Genomic DNA, 14,995 nt, shown 5'->3' with positions numbered 1-14,995 from the left:
TTGGATGTAAATATTGAACTTCTGATTCAGCATGGTGACAAAGTGTTCATTCCTGTTGTGCAAGAAGGAATCACCTGGGCAACTGAAAGAAAAGGTTGTCCAGGTGAATTGAAGTTCAAAGTTGTCAAGGATGATGTTATTTCCTTCACAGAAGGGGATGCTGTCAGACTGAAAGTCAATGGTCAGAATGTTTTTTATGGATTCATATTCAAGAAACAAAGAGATAAGGAACAAATCATTTCTGTCACTGCTTATGACCAATTGCGATATTTGAAAAATAAAGACACCATTGTCTATGAAAACAAGACAGCAGGTGAATTGATTCAGATGATTGCAAAAGATTATATGATGCAAACAGGAACAATTGAAGACACTGGATTCAAAATCAAGTCCAGGGTGGAAGAAAACACATCTTTGTTTGATATGATTCAGAATGCATTGGATATGACACTTGAAAATCAGAAATATATGTATGTCATGTATGATGATTTTGGAAAGATTGCATTGAAAGGTTTGGACAACATGCGGTTGAATCTTCTGATTGATGAAGAAACTGGTGAAAATTTTGATTATACATCAAGCATTGATTCCAACACATACAACAAAGTGAAATTGACTTATGACAATGACAAAACTGGAACAAGGGAAGTTTATATTGCACAAGATTCAGAAAACATGAATGCATGGGGTGTTCTTCAATATTTTGATACTTTGCAGGAAGGTGAAAACGGAAAAGCAAAGGCAGATGCACTTTTGTCTTTGTATAACAAGAAAACAAGAAATCTGACCATCAAAAATGCTTTTGGTGATGTCAGGGTCAGGGCAGGTTCAATGATTGTTGTCATGATGGATTTAGGTGATATGAAATTGAAAAACCTGATGCTTGTTGAAAAGTGCAAACATGAATTCAAAGAAAGTCAGCATCTTATGACTTTAACATTGAGAGGCGGTGAATTTGTTGCTTGATGCAAATGATTTATTAGCAAGTATAAAAAAGGCAGCACAGGAAGCAGCAGAAGCAGGACAACCTGCTGATTTCTGTTTTGGAAAGGTAACAAGTGTAAAACCATTGAAAATACTTGTTGAACAGAAAATGACCCTTGGTGAAGCACAGCTTGTTCTGACCAGGAATGTCACTGATTATAAAACTAAAATCACTGGTAGTAATGTTCAAAACTATTATTACACTGGTGACATTGAATCAGGAACTGCACCTGTTTCCCCTTCACATGTTCATGCTGTTGGGAAAATTACAGTGACAATTCACAATGCTTTGACGGTTGGTGAAGAAGTTGTACTGATGAAGCAAAAAGGCGGTCAGAAATATCTTGTCCTGGATAGGGTGGTGAAAACATGATTCCTTCAACAAACAACATTTTGTCCTATGACTTGGAAATGGAAACAGAACCAAGTGTAAATTACAAAATGAATATAAAACAGGACATCATCAATGGAACTGTTGATGAATTGGAAGCAATGAAGCAGGTGATTTATAAGATTCTGAACACTGAAAGATACCAGTATATCATTTATTCCTGGAATTATGGAATTGAATTGATGGACTTGTTTGGAATGCCTGTCATTTATGTCATTCCTGAACTTGAAAGAAGAATCACAGAAGCACTTATTCAGGATGAAAGGATTGAATCAGTGGATGACTTTGAATTTGACAGTTCTGAAAAAAGAACAGTCAAAGCATCATTCACTGTTCACACAATATTTGGTGATGTTCAAACAGAAAAGGTGGTGAATTATTAGATGTATGAAAATGTAACTTATGAAGACATTCTTCAAAGAATGCTTGACAGAGTTCCTGAAAATATGGACAAAAGGGAAGGTTCAATCATTTATGATGCACTTGCACCTGCTGCTGTTGAACTTCAACTGATGTATATTGAATTTGATGTCATTCTGAAAGAAACCTTTGGTGATACTGCATCCAGGGAATATCTTATCAGAAGGGCAGCAGAAAGGGGAATCACACCACAGCCTGCAACTTATGCGGTTTTGAAAGCAAAAACTGTTCCATCTGACCTTCAAATTCCACTTAATTCAAGATTTTCATTGAATGATTTGAACTATTATGTGGTTGAAAAGATTTCTGATGGTGAATACAAGATGCAGTGTGAAACTATTGGAAAGATTGGAAACAGTTATTTTGGTGATATGATTCCAATTGATTATATTCAGGGTCTTGAAAGTGTTGAACTGACAGACCTTCTGATTCCTGGTGAAGATGAAGAAGACACTGAACTTTTGCGACAAAGATATTTTGATTCATTTGATTCAAAGGCTTATGGTGGCAATGTTGATGATTACCTGAATAAAACAAACAGTCTTCCTGGTGTTGGAAGTACAAAAGTCACACCAGTTTGGAATGGTGGTGGAACAGTTCTTTTGACCATATTGAATTCAGAATATGGAAAAGCATCTGACACCTTGATTCAGACAGTTCAAGAAGAAATTGACCCAACACAGGATGGTTCAGGAATAGGAATTGCACCAATTGGTCACATTGTCACAGTTGAAACAGCATCAGAAGTTGCAGTCAATGTTTCTGCATCCATTACCTTTGAAGAAGGGTATTCATGGACAGGTCAGAAAGCAGCAATTGAAGAAGCTGTCAAAGGTTATCTTCTTGAAATTAGAAAAGAATGGGCAAATCAAAGTGCATCTGTTGTCAGAATAGCACAGATTGAATCAAGAATCATGGCACTGAAAGGTGTTCTTGATATTGCAAACACGAAAATCAATGATTCTGAATCAAATCTGATGTTGACAAAATATCAGATTCCAGTGTTTGGGGGTGTGGTAAATGATTAGAGAAGTAAACCTTCTTTCTTTTCTTCCTGAATTTGTTCAGGAATACAGAGAAATAAAACACATCATGAATTCAGAACAGCCTGAAATTCAGAAACTGGAAAATGAAACAGAAATCATTAAAAACAACCAGTTCATTTTGTCATGTGATATTGATGGAATCGCAAGATTTGAAAATCTGCTTGGTATAACACCAAAACCTGATGACACCCTGGATGCAAGAAAATCCAGGGTTATCACCAGGTGGAATGATTCAATCCCTTACACATACAAAGGATTGCAGGAAAAATTGAATGTCATGTGCGGTGAAGGAAATTATTTATTGATTCCAAGTTTCAATGAATATGGACTTGAAATTGTGGTTTCCCTTCCTTTAAGCGGTCAGGCAGATGAACTTGATTATATGCTTTCATACATGATTCCTGCAAATATTGTTGTGACTTCAAGAAATAACATGGTCAGAACAATGACAGGATGTGTTCATGGTGGTGGAACTACCATTGAAACAAGCAATTTCACTTTGCAGTCAAAGGTGAACCTTGACCATGTTCTGAACAGTCTTATGACTGGAACAGGTGTGGTTGTATCAAACATTGAAAGAACAATCAATTAGAAAGGTGGAATATAAAATGCAAGATTTAGTTATTACAAATCAGGGTCAGGAACTTATTGCAAAAATGATTGCAGGAACTTCAACTGCAAGTTTTACAAAGATTCAGACTTCTGATTATGATTATTCAACAGCATCTTTGAAGGATTTGACATCCCTTTATGATGTAAAACAGGAAGCACTGGTTTCTTCTGTTTCAAGAACAGACACAACCATGGTTGAAGTGCTTGCTGCAATCAACAACAGCAACCTGGATTCAGGTTATTATGTCAAAGCACTTGGTCTTTTTGCAAAGGACATTGAAGACAATGAAATCCTTTATGCAGTCAGCATTGAAACAGACAATCCTGATTATATGCCTGCATTTGGTGGAAAAACTGTCAGCGGTATCACATACAAGATGAATACCAAGGTTGATATTTCTTCCCAGGTAACACTTGAAATCAATCCTGCTGCTGTTCCAACAATGCAACAGGTTCAGAACATTGTGATTGCAATTTCTACACATGAAAATGAAACCATTTATGGTGAAGTTGGTGTTCATGGTTTCAGATATTACAATGAACAATTGCAGGTGAAGAATGAAGAAGGTGAATGGACTGATGTTGAATCAGGCGGTGGTGGAATTTCCCCTTCAAATGTTTCTGACTTGAAAATCAAGGTTGGAAATCAGAAACTAACAATCTTTTGGTCTGACCCTGGAAACACAGTGGTTGAAGGACAAACACTTTGCACATGGAAGGGAACAAAACTTGTTCAGAAAGCAGGTTCTTATCCTGAAAATGCAAAAGATGGAACAGTTCTTGTTGATAATCAGACACTTGATGCATTCAAGACAAATGGTTTTGAAATCAACAATCTTGTGAATGGTCAGACATACTATTTTGCACTGTTTCCTTATGCAGACACTGGTGCAACAAACATCAATGAAGCAAACAGGGTTGCAGGTACACCACAGCCTTATAAAAAGATGACTGCAATCATTGACCTTTCCAACAGCAATCCTGCAACATGTGTCACTTATGCTGATGATGCTGTTGGAATGACAGCAGGTGATTCTGCTTGGGATGAATTCTTTGGTCATTATCCAGTATTGCTGAAAAATGGTGTTGAAGTTGGGAAGTTGAATCCAAACAACTTTGACCAGTTTGAAGATGGAAGAACTGCTGATATTTCAAGCGGTGATGCAGGTGATGCAATGATTGCATTTCCAAGAAGGGGATTGACAATCACAACCAGTGGAACAAAAATCACTATTTCCATGACTGATGACCCTGACAATGAAGACTTTGAATATAATGCACATACCAGGGGAACAACACCAAAAGATGTCTTCTATCTTGGTGTTTACAAAGGTTATGTTGCATCAAGCAAGTTGCGTTCACTGAAAGGAAAATCAATCACTGCAAATCAGACAATTGGAACATTCAGGACACAGGCACAGGCAAATGGAAGTGGATATGAACAGTCAGGTTTCTATCAGCTTACATTCAGACAGTGCATGTATATTTTGAAATATAAGAACCTGAATTCACAGACAACTGTTGGTTATGGATATGTTCTTTCCAGTCACAATGCAGCAATTGCATCAGGTGGAACAGAAACATGGGGAATGGATTGTGAACTTATCAAAGCAACAAATCCTTCTTACATGACTGACCAAAATCATCATGTGAAATGTTTTGGTCTTGAAGATTTTTGGGGCAACATTTGGGAATGGATTGATGGACTTGTGTCTGACAGTTCAAGAAATGTATTGACTGCAAATAGTGGATTCAATGACAGTGGTTCAGGATATACAAACAATGGAAATGGCGGTGTTTCTGCTAACATTGGAAACTATATGTCCAAACCACAGGGAAGCACAAAAGCAGGATTTGTTGCAAAGGAAGTCAGTGGTTCAGAAACCACATACTTCTGCGATTATGCTAGTTTGTATGCTTCTTGTGTGGCGCGGTTCGGTGGTGGTTGGGATAATGCTGCTGCTGCTGGTGCTTTTCCGCTTTATGTGCGTACTGCTTCTTCGTATTCGAATGCCTATGTCGCTGCCCGCCTGATGTATTTATAAGATTCTTTTTGAAGGACACCTGAAAGGGTGTCCTTCATTTATGGAGAATAGATAAGGTGATATTGTTCATCAGAATTTAGAAAAAAGCCAAACACACGATTATACTAATTTGTATACTTCATGTGTAGCGAAATTCAGTGGTAATTGGAATAATACTGCTAATACTGGTACTTTTCAACTTAATGTGAATAATACTTCTTCGAATTCGAATACCAATATCACTGCCCACCTATTGTTTTCAAAATGTTTGTTCATTTATGGTTTCAATGACATGACTGTCTTTGAAATATACACTGGTTATCTATTGCCCTGGCACTTGCCAAAACACAAAAAATTCAAAAATTGTATTAGTAGGGAAACCGAACATTCAAGACTATGAAAACATCAAAGGAAACCAAAGCAATGAAAAGATACGGAAATATTTATGACAAGATTTGTGACATGGACAATTTAAGACTTGCACACCAAAACGCAAGGGAAGACAAGTTGTTCTATAAAGAAGTGAAAATGGTTGATTCTGACCCTGACAAATACCTTTCCATGATTAGGGAAATGCTGCTGAATGAAACATATCAAGTTTCAGAATACACAATTTCAATAATCAATGACAAGGGAAAAGAAAGGGAACTTGCAAAACTTCCTTATTTCCCTGACAGAATCATTCAATGGGCAATTATGCTTCAAGTGGAAGATATTTTCTTGAAGACATTTTGTTCACATACTTGTTCCAGTATTCCTGGAAGGGGAATCAAAGAAGCATATATGCTGACAACAAAATATATGAAAGATAGAATCAACACCAAGTATTGCTTGAAGATAGATGTTTCAAAATTCTATCCAAGTATAAACCATGACATCCTGAAAAAGATGTTGCGGAAAAAGTTCAAAGACAAAAGACTTCTTTCACTTTTTGACAAAATAATTGATTCTTACCCAAAACAGACTGGTGTTCCTATTGGTTCATACCTGTCACAATATCTTGCAAACTTTTATTTAGCATATTTTGACCATTGGTTGAAAGAAGAAATTGGTGTGAAGTATGTGGTCAGATTTGCTGATGATATGGTCATATTTGGTGCATCAAAGCAGGAACTTCATTCCTTGATTCATGAAATTAAGAAGTATATGAAAGACAATCTTGAAATCAGGGTCAAGGACAACTGGCAAGTATTCCCCACTAATACAAGGGGTATTGACTTTGTGGGATATAGATTTTTCTATGATTTCATTTTATTGAGAAAATCAACCTGCAAAAGATTCAAGAGGAAAATGCTTAAAATCAAAGCAAAGTGGGATGATGGGAAACTTCCAAATTATTCAGAATGGTGTTCTGCAAATTCTTATATTGGATGGTTGAAGTGGTGTGATTCTTGGCGGTTGTTTGAAAAGTATATTGAACCAATTGTCAATGCATTGGTTGCCTATTATAAGTTTGTGGTCAAAAAGGATGCAAAACCAAAGGCAAGAAACAATGCAGTGATTAAGTATGTCAACAAAATTTATCAGAAGAAAGGAAGGGTTGCAGCATGATTGATTGTGGTTATGTAACAGGCAGCAAAGAACAGGCGGTGGAACTGATTGTTGGTATTGACACAGTATATGTCCATGATGACATTCAGCTTCTTAAAAAAGAAGATGAACAGGGAAATCCTGTTGAAGTGTATCAATATCATGAAGTTCAGTATGACAAAGATGAATATATCAAGGTTATGTCTGAAAAGAATTCTGAACTGGAAAATCAGTTGACTGACACACAGCTTGCACTTTGTGATGTCTATGAACTGATTGGTTAAGAAAGGCGGTGAATCAGGATGGCAAAGGTTTATGCAGACTTAATCAGAAAAGGAAAGAAAACCATTGATGATGTACCTGCAAAGTTAAAGGATGAAGTTCAGGCAATCCTTGATGCAGATGTTTAATCACATCAAAAATTGGTTCAGAAAGGTGGTGGAAAGCATGGCAGTTGTATATGCAACTTTAATCATCAAAGGCAAGAAGACTTTTGCTGATGTTCCTGACAGAATCAAGGAACAGGTGAAGCAGGTTCTTATTGACCTTGATTGTGGTGACCTTGCACAGTAATTGAACAAGAAATCAGAATGACACCTTACATGTTTGTGTAGGGTGTCTTTTTTAAGAAAGGCGGTGAAATCAATGACTATTGAAGTAGCACTTTTGATTTCCATTCTTGCGGTGACTTGTTCAATTGTCAGCACTATTCTGAATATCAAAAGGAACAATGCTGCTGACAGTAAAAAAGAAGCAACTGAAATGACCACAGTGATTGTGAAGTTGGAAACAATCAGCAATGGTGTTTCAGAAATAAAGTCAGACATCAGAAATATAAAGACTGATGTTCAGGAACTTCGTGACAGGGTAATCATTGTTGAACAATCAGTCAAGTCTGCACATCACAGGCTTGATGGAATGGAAGATGGAAGAAAGGAAGGTTGAATTAAATGAAAGATTGGAAAAAATGGATAAAAGCAGCAGGAATCAGAGCAATCAAGACTGTTGCACAGACTGCAATTGCCACAATTGGCACATCTGCTGTTCTTGGTGATGTGAATTGGGTTATGGTTGCAAGTGCTTCTGCACTGGCAGGAATCCTTTCAATCCTGACAAGCATTGCAGGACTTCCTGAATTGAAAGAAGGTGAATAATATGGGATATTCAAACAGTCCATTGGTGTGTTATACTGGTTTAAGTCCAAACCATTCAGGACAGAGAACACACAGAATTGACAGAATCACACCACATTGTGTAGTTGGTCAGTTATCTTGTGAAACCATTTGTGCCTGCTTTCCAAAGGGAAGGGATGCATCCTGCAATTATGGAATCGGTTCAGATGGTAGAATTTCTTTGATTGTTGAAGAAAAGAACAGGTCTTGGTGTTCTTCCAGTGGTGCAAATGACCAAAGAGCAGTTACAATTGAATGTGCATCTGACAAAACTGCACCTTATGCAATGACAGATGCTGTTTATCAGTCACTTATCAAGTTATGTGTGGACATCTGCAAGAGAAATGGAAAGACCAAACTTCTTTGGTTCGGTAACAAGGACAAGTCTTTGAATTATGAACCAAAGGATGATGAAATGGTCATCACAGTTCACAGATGGTTTGCAAATAAGTCTTGTCCTGGCGACTGGTTATATTCAAGACTTGGTGACCTGGCAGAAAAGGTGACTGCACAGCTTGGTGGAAAGTCTGATGAAGGTGTTCTTTATCGTGTCCAGGTTGGTGCATATACTGTCAGAGCAAATGCAGATGCACAGCTTGCAAAGGTGAAAGCAGCAGGTTTTGACACATACATGATTCAGGTGGATGGATTCTTCAAGATTCAGGTTGGCGCTTACAGTGTGAAATCAAATGCTGATGCTATGCTTGCAAAAATCAAGGCAGCAGGATTTGATGCTTTTATCACAACCAAGGGTGGTCAGGCAGTGTATGCATCCACAGAAGTGAAAAAGACAATTCAGGTTGGAAGCACAGTCAGATTGAACAAGGGTGCAAAGACTTATTCAGGCGGTTCAATGGCATCCTTTGTTTATGAAAGGAATCACCAGGTGAAAGAAATCAGCGGTGACAGGGCAGTCATCACCTATGGTGGAACTGTTGTTGCAGCGGTTAAGGTGTCAGACCTGACACTTGTGTGATGGTGTGCATTGTTTTCCATTAGAAACTGGTTAGTAACAAAGCACCCTGAAAAGTGCATAAAATAAGGGTTGGGAACTATCCAAGCGAAAATACCGGATGATTTACAAGAAGAGTTTAGTGCAAGAGCTTTGAATGATACAAGATATGCTACTAAGGTTATTTGTGAGATTTTAAAGTATTGTTTTCCTTCCATCAAAGTTAAAAGCTTTACGGGGCAGATAACGGATAAATTAAAGGGAGTTTGGGGATTAAAAAATCTGACACATTCCTATCAAAACCCAAGTTATATACTGCATGATGAATTTGATGAAGAATTGAAGAAAAAATATGATTTGCTGTCACTTTATATTACAGAAGAAAAAAATAATAAAGAGATTAAAAAGCTGAAGGAAGAAGTTGTGAAGCTGGAGAAACAAAGAGATCAAAAAAATCGTAAAAATCATCTTCATCATGCGTTGGATGCTGCAATTATTGCGTGTGCCACAGACTCCTTGCGTAGACGAGTAGAAATTCATGAGCAGAATCTGAGACAAAATTCATCTACAATGAGGAAATTTAAAGTTTCCGTAGTAGATCCGGCAACGGGTGAAATATCAACGCAAATAATCAATAGGACGGTGGCTGACTATGGCCAGCTTTATGATTTAACAAAGAATAGTGATCCTCGTCATTTCCCAATGCCATATGATAGTTTTAGGGATGAAATTAAATTAAGACTTTATGAGCGTGATGAGGCTACAATGAAGCGTGGTCTCATGTGTCTGGCAAATTATAACGCGGCGCAGGTAAATCAATGTAAGCCAGTGATCATTTCTCACCAATATACTAAAAAGGTAAATGGGCGGTTACATAAAGCTACTATCTATGGTGTTGCGCCGAAGCCTAAAACAGAAAACACAGTTGTTTTAACGAATCGAATGGCTGTAACTGATAAGAAATTTGATTATAAACAGCTTGATAAAATTTATGATAAAGAGGGGACTCAAAAGGCAGTGTATGAGGCTGTTAAATCATGGTTAAGCGGATATGCAAATGGTGAGGAAGCTTATAATTCACACAAGGAATTGCCTAAAAATAGTAATGGTAATCCAATTAAGAAAGTAAAATTAGATTATGATAGTCCAAAGGAAGAAATATTGCTGCATGAAGAGAAAAAACAATATGTAGAAAAGGAGAATGTAATCCAAACGCATGTGTTTAGACGTGAAGATTCTGATAAGCTATATTTTATAGGCATGGATCGCTATCGAGTGATGAATTTTAAAAATGACCCTGAGGTGCTTATTTGGTGGGGACAATCGAAAAATAATCGAAAAATCAAATATAGTGAATTAGCAAGAGAAGGCTATATTCCTTATGTGAAATTATACAAGAATCAAATCATTTTATTGGAATTGCGAAATGGTGCTAAGGGGTTATGTAAGGTTGGTGGATTTAGTTCGGGAATGTTTGAAATTGTCAGTATCTTAGGTGATGATTTTGATATTTTAGCCTCAGGTTTACAAAGTAAATCTAAATCACAATTACAAATAACAATATCAACAATTAAATCTATCCAACCAATAAATGTAGATATTTTAGGCAAGGTACATTTATGAGCTATCGTCAAATTTATATACGCAAAGCTGAAAAGTTATCGCTTAGGCATCATAGTTTAATTATTAAAAAAGAAAGTGAAGAGATTGCGATTCCTTTGGAGGATATCGCATCTCTTCTTTTAGAAGATAACAAAACTGTAATCACTGCAGCATTGTTAGCAGCACTGTCTGATTATTATATAACTTTAATCATTTGTGATGAAAAACATTTACCAATAACACAAACATTGCCGATGAATATGCATTATAAACAATTAAAAGTATTTTATGATCAGTTAGGTGTTAAGAAGCCTTTTAATTCCCAACTATGGAACCGCTTAATTCATTATAAAATTATGAATCAAAAAGCAGTTATTGACAGCACTGTTAAGAATGAAGATGCATCTATCAAATTGAAGCAATGTATTAAAGATTTGCAGTCAGGTGATAAAACAAATAGAGAGGCTATAGCTGCCAAAATATTTTTTGAAGCAATGTACGGAAATGTATTTAGTCGTAAAAGAAAATCAGAAGATGCTGTGAATGCTGCTTTGAATTATGGATATAGCATTATTGCCGGACAAGTTACTCGTGTCCTGACAATGTATGGTTTTAATACAAATATTGGCATTCATCATGAATCAATGAATAATAGCTTCAATCTCAGTTATGATTTTGTGGAACCTTATCGCCCTGTTGTTGACCTTTATGTTTATAAGCATTTGAATGAGTTAGATTATCCGCTTCCTATAGCTATCCGAAAAGAATTAATTGAACTTCTTCAATTTAAAGTGAAACTGAATAACAAATTTTATAATCTTCAGTTTGCCATCGAAGAAGCTGTGAAAAGTTATATAAAATGTTTAGAAAATGATGATTCTTCATTATTGTGTTTGCCTGAACTTACCATAGATGAAAATGAAAATCAAGAAGATGATTCAATCGAGTTATAAATACATGCGATTAATGGTTGCTTTTGATCTTCCGATGGTAAGTAAACGTGATAAAAGGGTTTATACAAAATTTAGAAAGTTTCTGATGGATGATGGTTTTATCATGATGCAGTTTTCTGTTTATACTAGATTTTGCCGAAACCAAGCAGATGCAGATAAACATATACAGAGAGTAAAGTCTAATTCGCCGGATACAGGGAATGTCAGAATTTTATCCATTACAGAGAAACAATTTGAAGATATGCTATTAATAGTAGGGACAGCTATTCCTACAGAAAGAGAAGTAGATAAAAAATTTACATTGGTGATAGAATGAATAAATTTAGTTTTTATTATAATGAGCAGTATTATGAATTAAAATTTGATAAAATACTATGTTTTAATATCAACTGTAAGTATATGAATGATTTAGCCGATATAATAATTGATGGATTATCTGGAGGAACTAAAGAATTTCAATTTAATAATACGTTTATTAAGAAAAAAGAATACGAGGTCATTGATTATAATGGGACCACTATATTGGACGATTTAAAACTAACATCAAAAAGTTATAATTTAAAGTTTCTTAAAGCAATAGTACAAGAATATGAGTATAAAGATATGTTATTAGCTCAATTGGCAGAATGCTTATGTGACATACAATTGGCAGTTCAAAGCAAATATAAGTTTTTGTTAGAAGATTACCCAGGACTAGTTTCCCCTGAATTTAAAACGGATAATTTAGAGAATATTTTTCAAAACTTATTTCATTTAGTCGATAAGGAAGAGATTAATAATTCAATATCCAGGGAAATGCAACTGTTGCTGATACTTCATTCCTTAGATATTAAAAGAGATAGCTTTTTAATTATTCGAGATTTCAAACAGGGATTAGATTTATCACAACAATTATATATTTTGGATAAGATGATGAGGAATGAAAAAGTGCATGTTGTATTATTTCTTAATGATGCAGAATTTTATTATTATACAAAAAATTTGATTTCTCATTTATTTGTAACAGATTATAAAATTGATTGCGTTTTTAATAATGAAATAATTGAGAATTGTGAAGAAAAAATTTTGTATAAAGATTTTTTGGATCGTGATGAATATCATAATGTTATTAAAGTTCTAGAAAAACAGCATATGTTTCTTAAATACAATGAATTGTTATCTGAACGAGCTGATTTTATAAATTATTTTTTTGAGAAATACAACATAAATGATGTGATATAATCAGAAAAGGGTAAAATTATAAGAAATATTACATGATGAATGTAAGAAAAGTTAGTAAAATACGTCTGAAATGAAGTAAAATCTTGCTATCTAATAGTGATTCTAGTAAAATGTATTTGTGCTTAGACTAACCATCAGCACTAATAGTAAAGGTATCAATAGTGATTCTAGTAAAATGTATTTGTGCTTAGACGCCCGGAATTGTCACAAGAGCAAATTAATGAATAGTGATTCTAGTAAAATGTATTTGTGCTTAGACCTTTTAATTCATTTAGTAATTCTTCAGGTTAATAGTGATTCTAGTAAAATGTATTTGTGCTTAGACTAGGCAGGCAACTATGGCAATCTATGTAATAATAGTGATTCTAGTAAAATGTATTTGTGCTTAGACAGAAATATTTGAATAAAAAGGCAATGGATAAATAGTGATTCTAGTAAAATGTATTTGTGCTTAGACTTATAGGCTGCGTTGATAATGATGCCACTCAATAGTGATTCTAGTAAAATGTATTTGTGCTTAGACTCAGAAACATGCTCTGCATTAGGCTTAACGAATAGTGATTCTAGTAAAATGTATTTGTGCTTAGACTAACTTTTTTACTGAAATATGATAGAATAAAATAGTGATTCTAGTAAAATGTATTTGTGCTTAGACGCACTTTAAATGTACCATTAGAGGTAAATAAATAGTGATTCTAGTAAAATGTATTTGTTCTTAGACCATAGTTAAATAGCTTGTTAACAAAATTGCAATAGTGATTCTAGTAAAATGTATTTGTGCCTAAATAATGTTATTAATTGCATTTCAAAATTGCATTTCAAAATTATTGCTTTCAGCCTCACACTTCCTTGACACCCCTCATATAATATGTTATAACACAGTTAACTCTTTGCACTGCATTACATTCTATTGAATGCGAGATCAACAGTACAAACTGAGCAGGCGATGAACCTTTAAGGTCATGGGGCCGGGCTGCTGAGGCGGCAACAGATGTTAACTTAGCATCTGTGGGACAGTTGTATGTTCCACAGATGTTTTTTTTAACCATTTGCGGAATTCATTCTCAATGAAGTGCCATAAGAGACAAGACATTTTCGTACATTTATGACGAAATTAGGAGGACTCTTTTATGACAACAGAAAACAAAACGCCATGTGAAATGGCAATCAGCACCGCTGACAAGAATGAAGCGGTAATTATTCGCAAACTGTCAATGGTAAGTTTAATTGGCAACACCGCATTATCCGGTTTTAAAATGTTCGCGGGCATCGCAGGCAACTCAGGAGCTATGATTTCCGATGCCATCCACTCTTTCTCAGATGTTTTAACAACTTTAATCGCGTGGGTCGGTGTCAAGGTTTCCAAGAAAGCCGCTGATGACTCACATCCTTATGGTCATGAGCGCTTAGAATGTGTCGCGTCATTAATCCTAGGACTGGTATTAATGGCTACCGGACTTGGGGTTGGAAAGGTTGGAATAGAAAATATCATTGCCAATCAATATGATGCGTTAGCCGTACCCAAAGCCATCGCTCTTGCCGCTGCCGTATTTTCCATAATAGGAAAGGAAGCAATGTTTTGGTATACAAGGCATTATGCACGAATCATTCATTCATCCGCATTCATGGCAGACGCATGGCATCACCGTTCAGACGCGCTTTCCTCTATCGGCTCATTGATCGGCATTGCCGGTGCGATGTTAGGCTACCCCGTCATGGACTCAATCGCAAGTGTTGTCATCTGTTTATTCATTTTAAAGGTTGCTTACGATATTTCAAAAGACGCGCTGATCAAAATGCTGGACACTTCCTGCGGTGAAGATTATGAAGAGCAGCTGACTAGCTTTATTGCTGAAAAGGAATCTGTACTATCCGTCGATATGCTTCATTCACGGATGTTTGGCAACAAGGTTTATATTGATTTAGAAATATCTGTTGATGGCAATAAATCACTCCGTGAGGCTCACGAGGTCGCTGAGCTTATACACAAGGATGTAGAACATAACTATCCTGAAATTAAACATATCATGATCCATGTAAATCCGGCGAATGAGTAAAGTTCAAAACATCGTTATTCATTTATCTCAA

General features: G+C 35.8%; 18 protein-coding genes, 1 CRISPR repeat array and 1 riboswitch. All 18 genes read left to right on the top strand.

Features of this window, described 5'->3' with window-relative positions:
• The gene (locus DWZ33_RS14195; RefSeq protein ID WP_118455403.1) at positions 1-966 is read left to right on the top strand and encodes an XkdQ/YqbQ family protein; all 966 of its coding nucleotides are present in this window, start codon (positions 1-3) and stop codon (positions 964-966) included.
• On the top strand, positions 956-1,357 hold the full coding sequence (locus DWZ33_RS14190) for a DUF2577 domain-containing protein (protein ID WP_220452445.1): 402 nt from the start codon (positions 956-958) through the stop codon (positions 1,355-1,357). Before DWZ33_RS14195 ends, DWZ33_RS14190 begins: the two co-directional genes overlap by 11 nt.
• A complete protein-coding gene (locus DWZ33_RS14185) occupies positions 1,354-1,758 on the top strand; it encodes a DUF2634 domain-containing protein (protein ID WP_118455400.1) in 405 nt (134 codons plus the stop codon). The genes DWZ33_RS14190 and DWZ33_RS14185 overlap by 4 nt, the downstream gene beginning before the upstream one ends.
• Entirely contained in the window at positions 1,759-2,823 is a 1,065-nt protein-coding gene (locus DWZ33_RS14180; protein ID WP_118455398.1) for a baseplate J/gp47 family protein, read from the top strand.
• Positions 2,816-3,433 carry a putative phage tail protein gene (locus DWZ33_RS14175; RefSeq protein WP_118455396.1) on the top strand — a complete coding sequence of 206 codons (618 nt, stop codon included), beginning with the start codon at positions 2,816-2,818 and terminating at the stop codon, positions 3,431-3,433. Before DWZ33_RS14180 ends, DWZ33_RS14175 begins: the two co-directional genes overlap by 8 nt.
• Positions 3,414-5,498, top strand: a complete 2,085-nt coding sequence (locus DWZ33_RS14170) for a hypothetical protein (RefSeq protein WP_147352897.1) — start codon at positions 3,414-3,416, stop codon at positions 5,496-5,498. Before DWZ33_RS14175 ends, DWZ33_RS14170 begins: the two co-directional genes overlap by 20 nt.
• Positions 5,499-5,873: 375 nt before the next feature.
• Entirely contained in the window at positions 5,874-7,028 is a 1,155-nt protein-coding gene (locus DWZ33_RS14165; protein WP_220452444.1) for an RNA-directed DNA polymerase, read from the top strand.
• Positions 7,025-7,291: a hypothetical protein gene (locus tag DWZ33_RS14160; RefSeq protein WP_118455390.1), complete on the top strand. Its 267-nt coding sequence runs from the start codon at positions 7,025-7,027 to the stop codon at positions 7,289-7,291. Before DWZ33_RS14165 ends, DWZ33_RS14160 begins: the two co-directional genes overlap by 4 nt.
• Before the next feature lie 18 nt (positions 7,292-7,309).
• Positions 7,310-7,417, top strand: coding sequence for a CD1375 family protein (locus DWZ33_RS18455; RefSeq protein WP_276330539.1), 108 nt, complete (start codon positions 7,310-7,312; stop codon positions 7,415-7,417).
• Positions 7,418-7,454: 37 nt separating this feature from the next.
• A complete protein-coding gene (locus DWZ33_RS18450; RefSeq protein WP_276330538.1) occupies positions 7,455-7,580 on the top strand; it encodes a CD1375 family protein in 126 nt (41 codons plus the stop codon).
• A 72-nt stretch (positions 7,581-7,652) separates the two neighbouring features.
• A complete protein-coding gene (locus tag DWZ33_RS14155) occupies positions 7,653-7,952 on the top strand; it encodes a hypothetical protein (RefSeq protein ID WP_118455388.1) in 300 nt (99 codons plus the stop codon).
• Positions 7,953-7,957: 5 nt separating this feature from the next.
• On the top strand, positions 7,958-8,161 hold the full coding sequence (locus DWZ33_RS14150) for a holin (RefSeq protein ID WP_118455386.1): 204 nt from the start codon (positions 7,958-7,960) through the stop codon (positions 8,159-8,161).
• 1 nt (position 8,162) lies between these two features.
• On the top strand, positions 8,163-9,155 hold the full coding sequence (locus DWZ33_RS14145) for an SPOR domain-containing protein (RefSeq protein ID WP_118455384.1): 993 nt from the start codon (positions 8,163-8,165) through the stop codon (positions 9,153-9,155).
• A gap of 69 nt (positions 9,156-9,224) precedes the next feature.
• Positions 9,225-10,754 carry a type II CRISPR RNA-guided endonuclease Cas9 gene (cas9, locus tag DWZ33_RS14140; protein ID WP_147352896.1) on the top strand — a complete coding sequence of 510 codons (1,530 nt, stop codon included), beginning with the start codon at positions 9,225-9,227 and terminating at the stop codon, positions 10,752-10,754.
• The gene (gene cas1, locus DWZ33_RS14135; RefSeq protein ID WP_118455380.1) at positions 10,751-11,686 is read left to right on the top strand and encodes a type II CRISPR-associated endonuclease Cas1; all 936 of its coding nucleotides are present in this window, start codon (positions 10,751-10,753) and stop codon (positions 11,684-11,686) included. The genes cas9 and cas1 overlap by 4 nt, the downstream gene beginning before the upstream one ends.
• A gap of 4 nt (positions 11,687-11,690) precedes the next feature.
• The gene (gene cas2, locus DWZ33_RS14130) at positions 11,691-12,002 is read left to right on the top strand and encodes a CRISPR-associated endonuclease Cas2 (RefSeq protein WP_118455525.1); all 312 of its coding nucleotides are present in this window, start codon (positions 11,691-11,693) and stop codon (positions 12,000-12,002) included.
• A complete protein-coding gene (locus tag DWZ33_RS14125) occupies positions 11,999-12,907 on the top strand; it encodes a hypothetical protein (RefSeq protein ID WP_118455378.1) in 909 nt (302 codons plus the stop codon). Before cas2 ends, DWZ33_RS14125 begins: the two co-directional genes overlap by 4 nt.
• 92 nt (positions 12,908-12,999) lie before the next feature.
• Positions 13,000-13,694: direct repeats of the CRISPR family, unit length 36 nt; unit sequence AATAGTGATTCTAGTAAAATGTATTTGTGCTTAGAC.
• Positions 13,695-13,832: 138 nt separating this feature from the next.
• A riboswitch (NiCo riboswitch) is annotated at positions 13,833-13,926 on the top strand.
• Positions 13,927-14,037: 111 nt separating this feature from the next.
• On the top strand, positions 14,038-14,964 hold the full coding sequence (locus tag DWZ33_RS14120) for a cation diffusion facilitator family transporter (RefSeq protein ID WP_118455376.1): 927 nt from the start codon (positions 14,038-14,040) through the stop codon (positions 14,962-14,964).
• The last annotated feature ends 31 nt before the right edge of the window (positions 14,965-14,995 follow it).

It is taken from the genome of Dielma fastidiosa (assembly GCF_003475485.1).
GTDB classification, from domain to species: domain Bacteria; phylum Bacillota_I; class Bacilli_A; order Erysipelotrichales; family Erysipelotrichaceae; genus Dielma; species Dielma fastidiosa.
The sequence above is the reverse complement of the archived record's forward strand: the minus strand, read 5'-3'. Positions and strand labels throughout refer to the sequence as shown.

Coding starts and splice junctions, on each gene's coding strand:
- DWZ33_RS14185 (WP_118455400.1), top strand. CDS start 1,354: ATGATTCCTTCAACAAACAACATTTTGTCCTATGACTTGGAAATGGAA.
- DWZ33_RS14180 (WP_118455398.1), top strand. CDS start 1,759: ATGTATGAAAATGTAACTTATGAAGACATTCTTCAAAGAATGCTTGAC.
- DWZ33_RS14175 (WP_118455396.1), top strand. CDS start 2,816: ATGATTAGAGAAGTAAACCTTCTTTCTTTTCTTCCTGAATTTGTTCAG.
- DWZ33_RS14165 (WP_220452444.1), top strand. CDS start 5,874: ATGAAAACATCAAAGGAAACCAAAGCAATGAAAAGATACGGAAATATT.
- DWZ33_RS14160 (WP_118455390.1), top strand. CDS start 7,025: ATGATTGATTGTGGTTATGTAACAGGCAGCAAAGAACAGGCGGTGGAA.
- DWZ33_RS18455 (WP_276330539.1), top strand. CDS start 7,310: ATGGCAAAGGTTTATGCAGACTTAATCAGAAAAGGAAAGAAAACCATT.
- DWZ33_RS18450 (WP_276330538.1), top strand. CDS start 7,455: ATGGCAGTTGTATATGCAACTTTAATCATCAAAGGCAAGAAGACTTTT.
- DWZ33_RS14155 (WP_118455388.1), top strand. CDS start 7,653: ATGACTATTGAAGTAGCACTTTTGATTTCCATTCTTGCGGTGACTTGT.
- DWZ33_RS14150 (WP_118455386.1), top strand. CDS start 7,958: ATGAAAGATTGGAAAAAATGGATAAAAGCAGCAGGAATCAGAGCAATC.
- DWZ33_RS14145 (WP_118455384.1), top strand. CDS start 8,163: ATGGGATATTCAAACAGTCCATTGGTGTGTTATACTGGTTTAAGTCCA.
- cas1 (WP_118455380.1), top strand. CDS start 10,751: ATGAGCTATCGTCAAATTTATATACGCAAAGCTGAAAAGTTATCGCTT.
- cas2 (WP_118455525.1), top strand. CDS start 11,691: ATGCGATTAATGGTTGCTTTTGATCTTCCGATGGTAAGTAAACGTGAT.
- DWZ33_RS14125 (WP_118455378.1), top strand. CDS start 11,999: ATGAATAAATTTAGTTTTTATTATAATGAGCAGTATTATGAATTAAAA.
- DWZ33_RS14120 (WP_118455376.1), top strand. CDS start 14,038: ATGACAACAGAAAACAAAACGCCATGTGAAATGGCAATCAGCACCGCT.